The sequence below is a fragment of the Lentibacillus songyuanensis genome (genome assembly GCF_039548255.1).
Taxonomy (GTDB): Bacteria; Bacillota; Bacilli; order Bacillales; family Amphibacillaceae; genus Lentibacillus_C; species Lentibacillus_C songyuanensis.
The window spans coordinates 1-15,295 of sequence record NZ_JBCLVH010000015.1 but is presented as its reverse complement, the minus strand read 5'-3'; the positions used below and the strand labels follow the sequence as shown (position 1 = coordinate 15,295).

Here is a 15,295-nt window from a genome sequence, read left to right as displayed (position 1 = left end):
CAAAATGACCAAACAATCATTTCTACAAGGAACATTAATATTAATTATAGCTGGTATGATTACCCGTTTTCTCGGATTCATCAATCGCATGGTTTTAGCACGATTCATGGGTGAAGAAGGTGTTGGCCTTTATATGATGGCTCTGCCCACCCTATTTCTGGTAATGACCCTAACCCAATTAGGCTTGCCTGTTGCCATATCTAAACGTGTCGCTGAAGCCGAAGCAAGACAGGATCGGGTGAAGGTCAAGAAAATTTTGACGGTGTCTTTGATTGTTACCGGAATATCGAGTGTTGTCTTTACAATTTTAATGATTGCATCTTCACCCTTTATTGCTACTTTAACCGACAAACGTACCCTTTATCCCTTAATCGCCATCAGTCCAATTATCCCGATAACTGCCGTGTCCGCAGTTTTAAAAGGGTATTTTCAAGGAAAGCAGAACATGAAACCACAAAGCTACACACTGGTGATTGAGCAAATTGTGCGGATTACCAGTGTTGCCTTTTTCATCAATCTGCTGCTGCCTTATGGGGTTGAATACGCTGCGGCCGGTGCCATGTTTAGTGTTATCCTTGGTGAATTCGTCTCGTTACTTGTTATGATTCAAATCTTTAAACGAAAAAAGACCATCAAGATTCGTTATCGTTTTTTTGCATATTTGAAAGCAAGTAAACACACATTGAAAGAATTATTTTCGATTGCCTTACCTAGTACAGGCAGTCGGTTAATTGGTTCCATCTCCAATTTTATGGAACCTATATTGGTAGCACAAAGTCTGGCCATAGCCGGGATATCAAGTAATATGGCGACAAAACAATATGGAGAGTTAACCGGATTCGCCCTGCCATTACTGTTTTTACCAACATTTATTACGAATTCATTGTCCATTGCGCTCGTACCATCGATATCGGAGGCAGATGCCAAAAAGCATGATCGCCTAATCCATTACCGGATTCATCAATCCATCCGTATTTCATTTGCTTCCGGAGCTATTGCCACCATCGTGCTGACACTTTTTTCCGTACCTATTTTAACATATATGTACGGAACGGGAAATGCAAGCAAATTTTTGGTCTTGATGGCACCTTTTTATTTACTGCTTTACATTGCAGCACCATTACAATCTGCCCTGCAGGCACTGGATCTGGCGCGGCCTGCCATGTGGAACAGCTTAATCGGTGCTGCCTGTAAGTTTGTTGTGCTTATCCTGTTGGCATCAAACCCTAATTTTGGAATCATGGGTGTAGCAATCGCCATGTCTGTAAGCGTCGTGTTAGTGACACTATTGCATTTGGTATCACTAAGGAAGGCCATTGATTATGCCATACCATTCAAAGATGTCGTGAAGATGATCCTTTTGCTCGTAAGTACATGGCTGATCGGAGAATTGCTAAAAACGGTTTATATATCCCTAAACCCAAACCTTATTACGCTTTTACTCGTTCTTATCGGCTTGGGGGGAATTTATGTCATCCTATTATTCGCGCTTCGATTTATTACAAAAGAAGAACTGAAGCAAATCCCGTTTATCCAAAAATGGGTTTAAAAGCAACGTTATTTGTTAGTGACAGTGATTTTTTCAGTCTATTTTCCAATCACGCGAATAAAATGGAACTAGGTGGACAATCAAGGGAGGAGAAAATGTATGAAAGGACAACAATTTATCGCATTATTGTATGGATGGATCGTTATTCTCGGCCTTATCCTGTTAACAAGTTTTGCCTTAGGACTCTTACTCCGGTTTACCAGCATGAATGAGACAACACTTTCCTGGGCTACGTTAGTCATCGGCCTGATTGCTTTATTTATCGGAGGCATTGTCGCCGGTGTAAAAGGGAAGCGAAAGGGATGGATTATTGGCTCTGTTACCGGCTTGGGTTTTACCCTGTTTGTGTTTCTTGTTCAATATTTGGGCTACGAACAAACATTTTCATGGCAACAATCACTGAACCATGCAGGATATGTAGCCGCAGCACTAATTGGTGGGGTTATTGGGGTAAATATGGCAGGAGAAGAAACGAACGCTTAAAAAAAGGAACAGGCATCCCTGTTCCTTTTTTCTATGTATCATTTGAGAGACTGAAGCAACAGACCAACAAAATAATTCACCTTAAATTATCCATCAAGTCTATTGCTTGTCCAATGCTGGTATTAGTCAGCACTTTTCACTTCGCGAATTGCCGCGCGGTCAAAGGTCAATTTGGTACCATCACCCGCTTGGATCACAATCTCGTTCTCATCAATTTGATGAATCGAACCATGAAAGCCACCAATGGTTACGACGCTATCTCCCTTTTTCAGTTCAGATTGCATTTGTCTTACGTTCTTCTGCCGCTTTTGCTGCGGACGAATAAGTAGAAAATAGAAGATAACAAACATTAAAATGATCGGTGACAATTGAATCAGCATGTCCATTATATGTTCCTCCTTTCTTTAGAAGTTTCTGGCATTCGGCTGGTTGAAACCATATTGTTCAAAGAATGCTTCTTTAAAGTCTAAAAGTCGATCATCATATATCGCTTTTCGCACTTTCTTCATTAATTCTAACAGAAAATATAAATTATGGTAAGTAGTAAGTCTAAATCCAAACGTTTCATTACATTTTATTAAATGCCGAATATAACTTCGCGAATAATTTTTACATACATGGCAATCACAATTTTCGTCTAATGGTCCGAAATCGCGGGCATACGCTGCATTTCTAACCACGAGTCGGCCATTAGAAGTCATGCATGTCCCATTTCGGGCTATTCTCGTTGGCAAGACACAATCAAACATATCCACACCACGAATAGCACCATCAATTAATGAATCCGGTGAACCCACTCCCATTAAATATCTAGGTTTATTTGTTGGCAGAAGCGGAGCCGTAAATTCAAGCATCCGATTCATCACTTCTTTCGGTTCACCAACAGACAAACCGCCAATCGCGTACCCTGGAAAGTCCAATGAGCTCAGGTCCTCGGCACTTTGTTTACGCAGCTCCTCATATTCCCCACCCTGGACAATTCCAAACAGTCCTTGATCGTTCACATCCTGATGAGCGTGCAGACAACGTTCCGCCCACCGTGACGTCCGTTCAACAGATGCCTTCATATAGTCAAATGTTGCCGGATATGGCGGACATTCATCAAATGCCATCATAATATCGGAACCAAGCTTATGCTGAATCTCCATTGATTTTTCCGGGGATAGGAATAGTTTCTCTCCGTTTAAATGATTACGAAAATGCACCCCCTCTTCTTTAATATCACGCATATCACTTAAACTAAAAACCTGAAACCCGCCTGAATCGGTAAGAATTGGCTTATCCCAATTCATAAATGTATGCAGGCCACCAGCTTCTTCGATGATGTCCGCACCAGGCCGAAGCCATAAGTGGTACGTATTAGAAAGAATGATCTTGGCATTGATGTCGGTCAATTCTTCAGGACTCATCGTTTTAACGGTTGCAAGTGTTCCCACGGGCATAAACATTGGTGTGTCAAAGGAACCGTGTGGCGTATGCACCTTTCCGAGTCTGGCACCCGATTGTTTACATGTCTTTACTAATTCATATGTTATTGCTGTCATGATATTCGTCCTTCGCTAAATTATTAACATCGCATCTCCAAAACTGAAGAAGCGGTATCGTTTATCCACTGCCTCTTGGTAAGCCCGCAAAATGGTTTCCCGATCTGCTAAGGCACTTACCATCATAATCAGTGTTGATTTTGGTAAATGAAAATTGGTAATCAGGCCGTCAATTGCTCGAAACTGGTATGGTGGATAAATAAAAATATCCGTCCACCCACTAGCTTCTACAAGTTCGCCGTGGTCACGGACAATGGTTTCTAATGTCCTGGTTGATGTGGTACCCACCGAAATGATTCGTCCATTATTTTTTTTAATTGTTTGTAAGGTTTTAGCTGTTTCTTGGGACATATGATAAAATTCAGCATGCATTTGGTGCTCGTCAATGTTATCAACACTAACCGGACGAAATGTGCCTAAACCAACATGCAACGTGATAAAAGCAATCGCCACACCCATGTCCCGAATTTCGTCCAGTAATTTATGGGTAAAATGCAAGCCAGCTGTTGGTGCTGCTGCCGATCCTTCTTCTTTGGCATAGACCGTTTGATAACGCTCCTTTTCTGGCAATTGTTCTTTTATATATGGTGGTAGCGGCATTTCGCCAAGTTCATCTAATACTTCATAAAAAATGCCATCATAAGCAAATTGCATGATTCTGCCGCCATGTTCCAATACATCCAGGCAGGTTGCCGTTAATTTTCCATCGCCAAAAATGAGTTTTGTCCCTTGTTTGATCTTTTTGGCTGGTTTAGCAAGCACTTCCCAATTATCTTCTTCCTGCTGGTGCAACAGGAGAACCTCCACTTTTGCTCCGGTATCCTCTTTGATTCCATAGAGTCTGGCAGGCAGGACTCTGGTATCATTTAATACAAGACAATCGCCTGGACGCAAGTAATCCTTTATATCCGTAAAGTGTTTGTGTTCCATCGTTTTTTTTTCTCGGTTTAACACCAGTAATCTCGATGCTGTCCGATCCTTCAATGGTGTTTGTGCAATAAGCTTCGCTGGTAAATCAAAATCAAAATCTTCAATATCCATGCTGTTCAAAATCTCCTTACTATGTCTTACCGCAATCTACCAAACAGGTATACGAGTAATGATAAAATAATACTAACAACAATTGACGTCATGATCGGAAAATGAAACGAGAAATTCCCCTTCTTGAAGCTGATATCACCTGGAAGTTTTCCAATAAACGTCCAAATGATACCAATCAGCAAGAAGATAATTCCTATAAGGATAAATAGTTTCCCGATACTCATTCGCCGTCATTTCCTTTTAACCCGAAATGCTGAAAGGCCTTTTGGGTAATAACTCTTCCCCTTGGGGTTCGCTGGATAAAGCCAATTTGCAATAAGTATGGCTCATACACATCCTCGATCGTCTGAGGCTCTTCACCGATCGTCGCAGCAATCGTATCTAATCCAACCGGACCACCGTTGAACCCCTCGATAATCCCTTTCAACAGTTTATGATCAATATGATCGAGCCCGGCACCATCCACCTGCAGCATTCCTAAAGCCAGATCCGTTGTTTCCAAACTTATTTGCTGTTCACCTTTCACCTGCGAAATATCCCGAATTCGCTTTAATAAGCGGTTTGCAATCCTCGGTGTTCCTCGCGACCGTCTAGCCACTTCCTGGGCAGCTTCAGCAGTAATCGTTGTTTGGAAGATATCTGCCGTTCGTTCTACGATAGAGCATAAATCTTTCGTCTCGTAATATTCCAATCTGCTTAATACACCAAAACGGTCGCGTAATGGCGCCGACAAGAGTCCTGCCCGTGTAGTAGCCCCAACTAATGTAAATGGCGGCAAGTCAATCCGTACCGATCGGGCACTTGGGCCAGTACCAATCACAATATCGAGAAAAAAATCCTCCATTGCCGAGTATAAGACTTCCTCTACTGAACGCGGGAGGCGATGAACTTCATCAATAAACAGCACATCCCCCGGTTCAAGTGAGGAAAGAATGGCAGCCAAGTCTCCTGCCCGTTCCACAGCAGGACCAGATGTGGAACGAAATTGAACGCCCATTTCATTGGCAATAATCGCAGCAAGCGTTGTTTTTCCTAATCCAGGCGGCCCATATAATAAAACATGGTCAAGCGGTTCTTCACGCATTTTGGCTGCTTGAATAAAAATGCGTAAGTTATCCTTTACCATTTGTTGTCCAATATATTGATTTAGTGTTGTGGGGCGAAGACTAAGCTCATCAGTCGAATCCTCTGCTTGTAATTCACCTGTAACCATGCGCTCCTCCATTCATAACCCCCCTAGCTTTTAATTAGTAATCCCAGTGCTTTTCGAACCAGTTCATCGGTGCTTCCTGCGTTCTCCTGCTGCAATTTAGGCGTAATCGCTTTGATTTCACGATCGGAATAGCCAAGTGTCTTTAACGCCTCTTGCGCTTCAACCAGTTGTTTATTATCCGTTTCAGGTGTACCAGTCTTGGTGATTGACTGTGCATCTAATGACAGCATCATCGTTAATTTCCCTTTTAAATCTAAGATAACCTGTCGTGCTGTTTTCTTGCCGATACCTGGAAAACTGGTTAAAAATTTCTCATCCTCTTGTTCAACAGCCGCGACAAAATCAGCTGTATTCACGGATGCCAGGATAGCAAGCGCCCCCTTAGGCCCGATACCTGATACTTGCAGCAGTTTCGTAAATAACATTTTTTCGTCCTTTTGTTTAAACCCATATAAGACCTGGATATCCTCCCGAACATAATGATATGTATAAACAAATGCCTCTTTATTAAGCTGTGATTGAAACACAAATGGATTGGCACAGATAATTTCATAACCAACCCCTTGAACATCAATTATAACAGAATCATCATGAATGAATGTAACAATACCTTTTATGTACGCGATCATTCAACCTACTCCTTTGCATTCCTTCCCCAATCATACCACATCTATACGAACTTTTCGTAATGAATCCTATTGCATCATGAAAAGCACCAATTCAATAAAAATTGGTGCCCGTTTACACGTGTTATGAAGGGGTATCCTGATATAACTTACGATTCTTCCATATTATGGTGGATATCCTGTACGTCCTCGTCATTTTCCAACACATCAATGATTTGCAGCATTTTTTCTTCATCTTCGTCCGACAGCTTGCTGTAGTTCTGAGGAAACATGGTAACTTCGGCATCTGCAAGTTCATATCCGTGCTCACGTAAATGCTCTGTCACAGCGGAAAAGCTCTCCGGTGCAGTAAATATTTCATAAGCACCTTCTTGCGCGACAATATCGTCGGCACCTGCTTCAATCGCTTCAAGTGTCAGTGAATCTTCATCAATTACGCCATCTTCGTTTTCAATCACAATATAGCCTTTGCGATCAAACATAAACGACACACTGCCATTTTCCCCTAAGTTGCCACCATTCTTTTTAAATGCATGACGAACCTCAGCTGCTGTACGATTTTTGTTATCGGTCAACACGTTGACAATTACCGCCACACCACCAGGGCCATAACCCTCGTAAGTAAGTTCTTCATAATGTGCTCCGTCAAGCGTACCTGTTGCTTTTTTAATGGCACGATCAATATTATCATTTGGCATGTTGTCTGCTTTTGCTTTATCTATCGTTAAGCGTAATGTTGCATTCGTTGACGGGTCCCCGCCACCTGCTTTTGCGGCCATATAAATATCCTTTGCATGCCGCATGAAAATTTTTCCCTTTTTTGCATCTTGTGCATTTTTCCGGCGTTGTATATTTTTCCATTTAGAATGACCAGCCATAGGACATTCTCCTCTCTTGAAAATTCCTTTTTAACTATACCAAAAAAATGATGAGTAATAAAGGGTTAACTTCATTCAGTGGGTGGTTTCGACGTACAGGGCGTGACGGTTTTTCCTTACTTCCCGTTTAGTGCGGAGTAAACATAGCAACAAAAAAACCTCTGCCAAAAAGCAAAGGTTAATCACTATTTTCAGCAGGATCATTCGCGTGTCCATTTGTTGTCCCGCGTGCGTTCATATTTTTCATACGGTTCCAATGAATATTGTCGGTATAAATGACAACTTCTTTATCTGGTTCGACCTTTTTTACTTCCTTGACAACCAGGTCACGAACATGTTCTTCCTTATAATCATTTAGCATCAAGCCAACAATAACTTTATCTTCGGTGATCGCTATTTGTGCCTGCTTAATTTGCTTATAATTAATCAGACGTTGATAAATTTGCTCCGATTCCTGATTCACAAAATTGTCGGAGTAAGTGCCTTGTTGCCCATTTGAAGCATTGGTACCGCTCTGGTCACTTTGTGGGTAACCACCTCGATCGCCAATCGATCGGTCAGTCGTACCTAAACGTTTTGCATGTTCATGATCGGTCTCATAGTGGATTGGTTGCGTATCCGAATCATTATGTTGATCCTTATTCGCATTGTTATTCGAACAACCAAACAGCATCAGCAGGCTTACACCTGCAACGCCAACCATTTTCAACTTCATAAAAGCACCTCCTTTACCCATTAGCTTGGATGAAAGAGGTGCTTTTAACACCAGTTAATTTATCCCTTTACATGAAAATGTTTAGCTCCATTTCGCTTATGTTCTGTTTGTTTGTGCAACTTTTCAATGATCTTTTTATCCGCTTGCGGAATTTCCTCACCTTTTAAATATGCATCAATGATGTTATACGTGGTACCCATTTCTGCTTCATCTGACTGACCTTCCCACAAATCGGCACTCGGTTTTTTATGGACAATATGCTCGGGGACCCCTAAGAAGCTTGCTAACTCCCTAACCTCTTGCTTGGTCAGTTCAACCATTGGCAATATATCAACGCCGCCATCACCATATTTTGTAAAATAGCCTGTATACCACTCCGCTGCATTATCGGTTCCAACCACTAAATAATTGTAATTCGTTGCCAGTGTATATAACGTACTCATCCTTAGCCTTGCACGTAAATTGGCATCTGCCAGCCGCTCATTCTTTTCCTGCCATTCGTTTTTTTGCGTTACTTGGTGTTGAATAGCGTCAAACAATGCATGATGTGTTTCAGTTAGGTCCACCGTTAGAGCATTGATATCACAACCAGCGATCACATCGTTCGCATGCTCGATATCGACAGGATTACTCTTACAAGGCATAATAACACCCAATGAATTATCCGGTACAGCACGCTTTATTAAATGGGCAACCACTGCGGAATCAAGCCCACCGCTAACGCCAACAAGCAGTCCATTCACCCCTGCATCCTTCACCTGTTGCTGTAGCCATTTAACCATGTTTTGTGCTATCTCTTTCATCATAACCGCTCCCTCTTATAGAACTATTACATTGATTTTAGCATTAATTTTGCTGTATTCAAAAAGTATTGCCGTCTTAACCATTCATTTTCCATTCTGACCAAATATCGAGAAATAGCTTCCGTTGAGTTGCTGCGGAGAAAATGCAGCCATTCACGTAATACATCGGTTGGTACAAGCATGGCGTTGATCCATAGTTTTAATTCTTTCTCCTTTACCATCTGATATGCAAGCAATTTATCCAGATCCCATTCTAAATAAGGTAAGAAGCGCTGACCCAATTGAATATAATCATATAATATCGGGGCACATGCAAGCAAATCAAAGTCAATCATGTGCACCTTCGCATCTTGAATAAAATTATGCCCAGCTACATCACCGTGAACCCATTCTCCCTTTTTCTCTGCCTTATGCTCCAATTTCTGCCATGGAAGCTGACTGACAAAAGCTAATTGCGATTCCGTCGTTTTCACAATATCGTGGAATAAAGTGGGAAACCCATGACGTACAAAGTGGCTTTTCGTTTCTTTAAATGCCGCCAATCTGTTGGACCACCGCACATAAAAAAGCTGCCGTTTGATTGGATTATGAATGCGGATCGTCTTGGCATCCCGATGAAATTGACGTAATGTATGGACACTTGTTTGCCGATCACGTTCAATCGAATAATGAAGCTTTTCGCCTGGAACAAATGGCGCGATCGTCCAATAAAAATCATTATGTTTGATATATTTCCTCCCATTCGGAAATCGGGCAAACTTGACGACAACTGATGATTGCAGGGTATCAAAGAAGCGCCATTGCTGTTGCACCCATTTTGAATTAGGGTATTTTTTTAAAATATAATCCGTATTATCCGGGGTTGACAGGTGAAAGACATGCCCCTTAATCGGTATGATTGCTTTACAATCCAATCCGCCTTTTTGATACAAAAAAGAAGAGAGACGATCAATTCGCATGTCGTCTCTTTGATTAAACTTATTCACCTAATGATTCATCCTCATCCGTGCGATAATCCGAAAAATTGGGATATCCTGGAGGTGTTGGGAATGGTTGATGGTTTGGCGGCATGGACCAGTGAGATGGGTAGGTTTGGGCATGTGCTGGATGGGTTGGATATCCTCCATACGGCTGGGCTCCCATATGTCCTGGAAATGGCTGCATTTGACCATGTGACGGCTCATGCATTGGTTTATGATACATTGGATAGCCACTCGGCTGTTTTGACTTACCATTACATCCACAATCTTTATCATTTAGCGTTGGATAGGCCTTTATTGGCATCTCCCAGCTTGATGATTCCATTTTCTGCTCATAATGATGGTGCGGCTGATGCATCGGATGATGTGGCATCTGACCTCCATCAAACGCACCCATTACTGGAAAACAGCCCTCTTGCGGCGGCATTGGATGCCCACACGGGTGAACAAAATGACAGCACATTGGCATCATTGCTACGGGCTGTGGCATTGGTTGCGGCATCGGCTGATGCATTGGTTGATGCTTTGGCATTTCATGTTTTTTCGGCTGTTCCTTTGGTTTTTCGTAATGCGGCATTTCCGGAATAGTAACGGAGGTATAATTTTTCAATTCTTGTTCCATGATCGGCATTTGGATAATTGGCTGCATTTGCTGTACAGATTGTTGTGGTGCCGGCATTTGCGGTGCTACAGGCGGCTGCGGCTTTGGCATCTGCGGCTGCATCGGCATATGTGGCTGCACAGGTTTTTGTTTCTCTTTTACATCTTCCTTAATGACTGGCACTGGCTTTGGCTGTGGCATTTCTTTATATGGATGCATCGCCGCAGGTTTTTGCGTTTCTTTCATCCCTTCTTTTTGAACAGCTTTGTTTGATCCCGGAATTTTAATTTTCATCCCTGGCATAATCATATCAGGACTTGATAATTGCGGGTTAAGTTGTTTGACCTCTTCAAAATCAACCCCATACTTTTTTGCTAGTTCCCACAATGTATCGCCCTTTTGAACAACGTGAATTTTCAAGTTTAACCAAACTCCCTTCGTTTCTAATTACAATTGGGCTAATCACTCACTTACAACATATGCACGAAGGTTGGAAAAGTTGAAAACTAAATAACAAGCTAAATTTATTTAAAGAAAAAACAGCCAGTGAGAAGGCTCCCACTGGCTGCTGATTATATTTTCATCTCATATACTGGGTATGTACCTAGCATGGTTACATTGCACCCTAATGCTTCCAACTCTGCCTTCACACTAGGGAACAAGACATGATCATACTTTTGATTGACATCCACAATGAAAAAATAATTACCCAGCCCTGTTTTCATTGGGCGGGATTCAATTTTGGACAAATTCATTTTTCGCCAGGCAAATGCAGATAGCACCTGATGAAGTGCTCCAGCATAATCACTTGGCAGTGTAATCAAAAGACTAGTCTTTTCGGTATCCATTTGTTGATGAAAAGAAATTGGCTGATCATCCTTCGTTAACACAGCAAATCGTGTGTGATTATTTGGATAATCATGAATATCTTTCTGATAAATTGATAAGCCAAATTCTTCCGCTGCCAATTGGTTTCCTATGGCTGCTATTGGTTGGTCACTCGTACTTACAAGCTCGGCCGCTCTTCCCGTGGACGATGTAAAATGAAGGGCTGCTTGTGGTATATGTTGATGAATATACTGGTGACACTGCGCTATTGCGTGACTATGCGAGTGAATCTCGGTTAATTCAGATACATCGCTGGTAAATTCCGGGCGAACGAGAAGATGCTGTTGAATCGGAACGACGATTTCAGCAACAATTGGCAGTCGTACCTGATGTACCAGATAATCTACCGTTAGTGATACCGTCCCTTCGATGGTGTTCTCGAGCGGGACAACACCCACATCAATTTCCCCGCTTCCCACCGCATCAATACACTCCGGAATCGTTTCAAAACCCTGTTTATCTTCCCCATTAAATACAAGATCGACAGCTAATTTCGTAAATGTTCCTCTTGGACCCAAATATCCTATTTTCAATCAAACCTACCCCTTGTCTTCAAATCATTACGGTAGACACTACTCGACAAATTCAAATTCGTAATCCATTAGCCGAATGGTATCTCCATCTTTTGCTCCTTTTTTTCTCAGAGCATCATCCACGCCCATTCCCCTTAACTGGCGTGCAAAACGCTGGATTGCCTCATCCCGGTTAAAATCAGTCATTTTAAACAGTTTTTCAATTTGATCCCCGGTAAGAACATACGCCCCATCATCGTCCCGGGAAATAGTAAATGCAGCTTGTGGACGCTGATAGCGATAAACGACTTCTTCTTTGGTTTCTGCTATTTCAGGCTTTGTTTTTGGTATCGTATCCAATGTATCTGCAATAGCAAAAAGAATATCACGCAAACCATCTTTCGTCAGTGCAGAAATTGGATAAATCGGAAAATCCTCCGTTAACTTCTCCTTAAACAGTTGTAAATTTTCCGTTGCACCTGGCATGTCCATTTTATTCGCAGCAATAATTTGCGGCCGGTCCATTAATGTACCATCATATTCTTTCAGTTCGGCATTAATTTTTTCAAAATCATGATACGGATCCCGTCCCTCGGTACCAGCCATATCAATCACATGGACAATCACACGGGTGCGCTCAATATGACGCAAAAATTGATGGCCTAACCCAACTCCTGCGTGCGCCCCTTCAATTAAACCTGGCAAATCAGCCATCACAAAACTGCGATGGTCAGCAGTATCCACCACACCCAGATTTGGCGACAGTGTTGTAAAATGGTAATCAGCTATTTTCGGTTTAGCTGCACTTACAACCGATATGAAGGTTGATTTACCTACGCTCGGAAATCCAACGAGTCCAACATCCGCGATCAGTTTTAATTCCACTTTTATATTGCGTTCTTGTCCGGGTTCCCCATTTTCAGCAAAATCCGGCGCTGGATTTCGCGGGGTTGCAAAGCGGGAGTTACCCCGGCCACCTCGTCCACCGTGGGCAATAATGGCTTGTTGCTCATGATTGGTTAAATCCGCGATAATTTCCTTCGTGTCACTATCCATTACCGTGGTTCCTGGTGGTACGGGTACAATTAGCGAATTAGCATTTTTCCCATGCTGATTTTTACTCATGCCATTTTCACCGCGTTTTGCTTTAAAATGGCGGTTATAACGAAAATCCATGAGTGTGTTTAATCCTTCATCCACTTGAAATACCACATCTCCGCCATTACCGCCATCCCCGCCGGCAGGGCCACCTTTAGGCACATATTTTTCGCGGCGGTAGGCAACAAGGCCATTGCCCCCGTCTCCAGCTTTTATGTATACATTCACCTGGTCTACAAACATGTATTACTACCTCATTTCTGATACGGAATATAAATGCTACAGCTTACCCCGTCATTCCTTTTACGAATCTTCCATTTCGTTGGATATTTCGAAGGATCATCTTCCGCGAAGCTTCCACGTAGTGATAACGTTACCTGGATAGCAGAATCAGTATCCGATAGCTGAAGTTCTCCCTCATATAATTCCAATGGATCTCCCAATTGTTCCAGCATGTTGATTACGGATTGGCACTCCTGAACTAATGTATGATCTATCACGTGAAGATTCATTGGTTCCACATCGATATAATAAGACAAGCGAACGTTTTGGTGGTTTGAATTAAACTGAATCAGCCATAACGCAAACGTTGGAGCATCAAGGTTCATTAATTTTCGTTCTTCGTTAAAATGATCCATCCATTTCGCAAGCTTCTCTTGTACTTTCTCCATATTTCCCATCGATGCATATCCTTGGACAATTTGCAAATCATTCATCAGATCATGTCTGTATAATCGCAAAGCTTCCATTGTTTCTTTCTCTTTCAACCTAACGCCCCCCTATTGTTAACAAAATTATAGCAGAAATACGAAAAAACTTCATATGTAACAATACGGAATGAAAGAAAAACTCCAACCAAACAATAAGGCTGGAGTTTAGCGTTACTTATTAGGAATGAAAACGAAAGGGAACCGGTGACATCACTGGTTCCCTTTTGGGTATTCTTGAGCGCTATTTAAGCTTCTTTTGCAACTGGGTAGACACTAACTTTTTTACGATCGCGACCAAAGCGTTCGAATTTCACAACACCATCCGCCTTTGCAAAAAGTGTGTCATCACCACCGCGGCCTACGTTTTCACCTGGGTAAATCTTTGTTCCGCGTTGACGGAAAAGAATCGATCCCCCGGTTACAAATTGACCATCAGCACGTTTTGCACCAAGGCGTTTTGACTCGGAATCACGACCGTTCTTTGTACTACCAACACCTTTTTTCTGTGAGAAGAATTGTAAATTTAGACGTAGCATATCATTACACCTCCTATTTATCATTAATTGTAACGAATTGACTATACTCATCGGCGATCGTTTTCAAAGAAACGATCATCCCTTCAAACAGGAGCTGTGCTTTTTCCAATACCTGAAGTTCCAGGTCTTCTGGAAAGGCAACATGAAGGTAGCCACCCTCATCTCCTTGTGTGATGTCAAGCTCTATCTCGCATAACGCTAACACGGCATTCACTGCACCAAAGGAAACGGCAGAAACTCCTGCGCAAACAAGATCATAGCCATATGGCCCGCTGTCAGCATGTCCGGAAATTTCAAATGCCGTAATTTGGTTCATCGATCGAAATATCGTTACATGAATCATATGTTATATCCTTATGCGTTAATTTTTTCGACAACAAGTTTAGTATAAGGTTGACGATGGCCTTGTTTACGATGATAATTTTTCTTTGGCTTGTATTTGAAAACGGTAATTTTCTTTTGTCGACCTTGCTTTTCCACCTTTGCAGTTACACTAGCACCATCGACATATGGAGCGCCAACTTTTACATCGTCACCACCAACGAAAAGTACTTTATCAAAAGTTACCGATTCATTTGCTTCTGCTGAAACTTTTTCAACATAAATTTCTTGACCTTCTGTAACCTTGATTTGCTTTCCACCAGTTTCAATAATTGCGTACATTTCCTGCACCTCCTTAATAGACTCAGACTCGCCATTTTAAGGTACTCGATTCACGTTTCATACGCCATTAACCGAGCGTATTCGTTATACACGAGTTTATGACCTTTTCTGTGCGGTTGTAGCATTTGGTGCTACGATAAATAACGTATTGATGTTAGCATGTTTGATACCCTATTGTCAAGCTTTACAAAACATCGTATGTGTCAAGTTTTTCTCGGCGCTGCTTTCATACCAATATTTCAGGCACTATCATTTTGTACACTTTATTCGGGCTACCGCGCTGTCGCTTGCTGGCCCCGATTTTGAGGTAACGTTCTACAGCCCAAGAACGTAACCCCAAAATCAGGGTATCATTTATTTAAAGCTTTTAAGTAAATTACCCATGGCTGTAGAATGGGCCGTATATAAGCCTATAGCGCCTTGTCTAGTTCCCACTGATGGACGAGTTGGGTTAC

General features: G+C 42.0%; 19 protein-coding genes and 1 other annotated feature. Of the genes, 2 read left to right on the top strand and 17 right to left on the bottom strand.

Features of this window, described 5'->3' with window-relative positions; translation table 11 throughout:
- The first annotated feature begins 4 nt into the window (after positions 1-4).
- Positions 5-1,549: a stage V sporulation protein B gene (gene spoVB / locus WMZ97_RS14390; RefSeq protein WP_343272791.1), complete on the top strand. Its 1,545-nt coding sequence runs from the start codon at positions 5-7 to the stop codon at positions 1,547-1,549.
- A gap of 99 nt (positions 1,550-1,648) precedes the next feature.
- On the top strand, positions 1,649-2,032 hold the full coding sequence (locus tag WMZ97_RS14385; protein WP_343272790.1) for a TIGR04086 family membrane protein: 384 nt from the start codon (positions 1,649-1,651) through the stop codon (positions 2,030-2,032).
- 122 nt (positions 2,033-2,154) lie between these two features.
- Here the strand turns inward: WMZ97_RS14385 and yajC are convergent, their stop codons facing one another.
- The 17 genes from yajC to rplU form a co-directional block, all read right to left on the bottom strand.
- A complete protein-coding gene (yajC, locus tag WMZ97_RS14380; RefSeq protein ID WP_343272789.1) occupies positions 2,155-2,418 on the bottom strand; it encodes a preprotein translocase subunit YajC in 264 nt (87 codons plus the stop codon).
- Between the two features lie 18 nt (positions 2,419-2,436).
- Entirely contained in the window at positions 2,437-3,576 is a 1,140-nt protein-coding gene (tgt, locus tag WMZ97_RS14375) for a tRNA guanosine(34) transglycosylase Tgt (protein ID WP_343272788.1), read from the bottom strand.
- A 15-nt stretch (positions 3,577-3,591) separates the two neighbouring features.
- Positions 3,592-4,617 (bottom strand): tRNA preQ1(34) S-adenosylmethionine ribosyltransferase-isomerase QueA, encoded by a 1,026-nt coding sequence (queA, locus tag WMZ97_RS14370; RefSeq protein WP_343272787.1) that lies wholly within the window; start codon positions 4,615-4,617, stop codon positions 3,592-3,594.
- Between the two features lie 26 nt (positions 4,618-4,643).
- Positions 4,644-4,841, bottom strand: coding sequence for a DUF2905 domain-containing protein (locus WMZ97_RS14365; protein WP_343272786.1), 198 nt, complete (start codon positions 4,839-4,841; stop codon positions 4,644-4,646).
- Entirely contained in the window at positions 4,838-5,842 is a 1,005-nt protein-coding gene (gene ruvB / locus WMZ97_RS14360) for a Holliday junction branch migration DNA helicase RuvB (protein ID WP_343272785.1), read from the bottom strand. The genes WMZ97_RS14365 and ruvB overlap by 4 nt, the downstream gene beginning before the upstream one ends.
- Before the next feature lie 11 nt (positions 5,843-5,853).
- A complete protein-coding gene (gene ruvA, locus WMZ97_RS14355; protein WP_343272784.1) occupies positions 5,854-6,459 on the bottom strand; it encodes a Holliday junction branch migration protein RuvA in 606 nt (201 codons plus the stop codon).
- 146 nt (positions 6,460-6,605) lie between these two features.
- Complete coding sequence (locus WMZ97_RS14350; RefSeq protein ID WP_343272783.1) at positions 6,606-7,334, bottom strand: YebC/PmpR family DNA-binding transcriptional regulator; 729 nt, start codon at positions 7,332-7,334, stop codon at positions 6,606-6,608.
- A 178-nt stretch (positions 7,335-7,512) separates the two neighbouring features.
- Entirely contained in the window at positions 7,513-8,049 is a 537-nt protein-coding gene (locus WMZ97_RS14345; RefSeq protein ID WP_343272782.1) for a YhcN/YlaJ family sporulation lipoprotein, read from the bottom strand.
- Between the two features lie 59 nt (positions 8,050-8,108).
- On the bottom strand, positions 8,109-8,852 hold the full coding sequence (gene nadE / locus WMZ97_RS14340; RefSeq protein WP_343272866.1) for an NAD(+) synthase: 744 nt from the start codon (positions 8,850-8,852) through the stop codon (positions 8,109-8,111).
- A gap of 26 nt (positions 8,853-8,878) precedes the next feature.
- Complete coding sequence (locus tag WMZ97_RS14335; RefSeq protein WP_343272781.1) at positions 8,879-9,838, bottom strand: phosphotransferase; 960 nt, start codon at positions 9,836-9,838, stop codon at positions 8,879-8,881.
- Complete coding sequence (safA, locus tag WMZ97_RS14330; protein WP_343272780.1) at positions 9,831-10,853, bottom strand: SafA/ExsA family spore coat assembly protein; 1,023 nt, start codon at positions 10,851-10,853, stop codon at positions 9,831-9,833. The genes WMZ97_RS14335 and safA overlap by 8 nt, the downstream gene beginning before the upstream one ends.
- Positions 10,854-11,005: 152 nt before the next feature.
- Positions 11,006-11,854, bottom strand: coding sequence for a prephenate dehydratase (pheA, locus tag WMZ97_RS14325; protein WP_343272779.1), 849 nt, complete (start codon positions 11,852-11,854; stop codon positions 11,006-11,008).
- Between the two features lie 39 nt (positions 11,855-11,893).
- Positions 11,894-13,174, bottom strand: a complete 1,281-nt coding sequence (gene obgE / locus WMZ97_RS14320; protein ID WP_343272778.1) for a GTPase ObgE — start codon at positions 13,172-13,174, stop codon at positions 11,894-11,896.
- An 11-nt stretch (positions 13,175-13,185) separates the two neighbouring features.
- Positions 13,186-13,698 carry a Spo0B domain-containing protein gene (locus tag WMZ97_RS14315; RefSeq protein WP_343272777.1) on the bottom strand — a complete coding sequence of 171 codons (513 nt, stop codon included), beginning with the start codon at positions 13,696-13,698 and terminating at the stop codon, positions 13,186-13,188.
- A gap of 188 nt (positions 13,699-13,886) precedes the next feature.
- A complete protein-coding gene (rpmA, locus tag WMZ97_RS14310; protein ID WP_343272776.1) occupies positions 13,887-14,177 on the bottom strand; it encodes a 50S ribosomal protein L27 in 291 nt (96 codons plus the stop codon).
- A gap of 13 nt (positions 14,178-14,190) precedes the next feature.
- Positions 14,191-14,520, bottom strand: a complete 330-nt coding sequence (locus WMZ97_RS14305) for a ribosomal-processing cysteine protease Prp (protein WP_343272775.1) — start codon at positions 14,518-14,520, stop codon at positions 14,191-14,193.
- A gap of 11 nt (positions 14,521-14,531) precedes the next feature.
- Positions 14,532-14,840, bottom strand: coding sequence for a 50S ribosomal protein L21 (rplU, locus tag WMZ97_RS14300; protein WP_343272774.1), 309 nt, complete (start codon positions 14,838-14,840; stop codon positions 14,532-14,534).
- A gap of 14 nt (positions 14,841-14,854) precedes the next feature.
- Positions 14,855-14,968, bottom strand: a sequence feature (ribosomal protein L21 leader region).
- Positions 14,969-15,295 lie beyond the last annotated feature (327 nt).

Coding starts and splice junctions, on each gene's coding strand:
- rpmA (WP_343272776.1), bottom strand. CDS start 14,177: ATGCTACGTCTAAATTTACAATTCTTCTCACAGAAAAAAGGTGTTGGT.
- rplU (WP_343272774.1), bottom strand. CDS start 14,840: ATGTACGCAATTATTGAAACTGGTGGAAAGCAAATCAAGGTTACAGAA.
- queA (WP_343272787.1), bottom strand. CDS start 4,617: ATGGATATTGAAGATTTTGATTTTGATTTACCAGCGAAGCTTATTGCA.
- ruvB (WP_343272785.1), bottom strand. CDS start 5,842: ATGGAGGAGCGCATGGTTACAGGTGAATTACAAGCAGAGGATTCGACT.
- nadE (WP_343272866.1), bottom strand. CDS start 8,852: ATGAAAGAGATAGCACAAAACATGGTTAAATGGCTACAGCAACAGGTG.
- WMZ97_RS14385 (WP_343272790.1), top strand. CDS start 1,649: ATGAAAGGACAACAATTTATCGCATTATTGTATGGATGGATCGTTATT.
- WMZ97_RS14305 (WP_343272775.1), bottom strand. CDS start 14,520: ATGATTCATGTAACGATATTTCGATCGATGAACCAAATTACGGCATTT.
- WMZ97_RS14350 (WP_343272783.1), bottom strand. CDS start 7,334: ATGGCTGGTCATTCTAAATGGAAAAATATACAACGCCGGAAAAATGCA.
- yajC (WP_343272789.1), bottom strand. CDS start 2,418: ATGGACATGCTGATTCAATTGTCACCGATCATTTTAATGTTTGTTATC.
- tgt (WP_343272788.1), bottom strand. CDS start 3,576: ATGACAGCAATAACATATGAATTAGTAAAGACATGTAAACAATCGGGT.
- ruvA (WP_343272784.1), bottom strand. CDS start 6,459: ATGATCGCGTACATAAAAGGTATTGTTACATTCATTCATGATGATTCT.
- obgE (WP_343272778.1), bottom strand. CDS start 13,174: ATGTTTGTAGACCAGGTGAATGTATACATAAAAGCTGGAGACGGGGGC.
- WMZ97_RS14365 (WP_343272786.1), bottom strand. CDS start 4,841: ATGAGTATCGGGAAACTATTTATCCTTATAGGAATTATCTTCTTGCTG.
- WMZ97_RS14345 (WP_343272782.1), bottom strand. CDS start 8,049: ATGAAGTTGAAAATGGTTGGCGTTGCAGGTGTAAGCCTGCTGATGCTG.
- spoVB (WP_343272791.1), top strand. CDS start 5: ATGACCAAACAATCATTTCTACAAGGAACATTAATATTAATTATAGCT.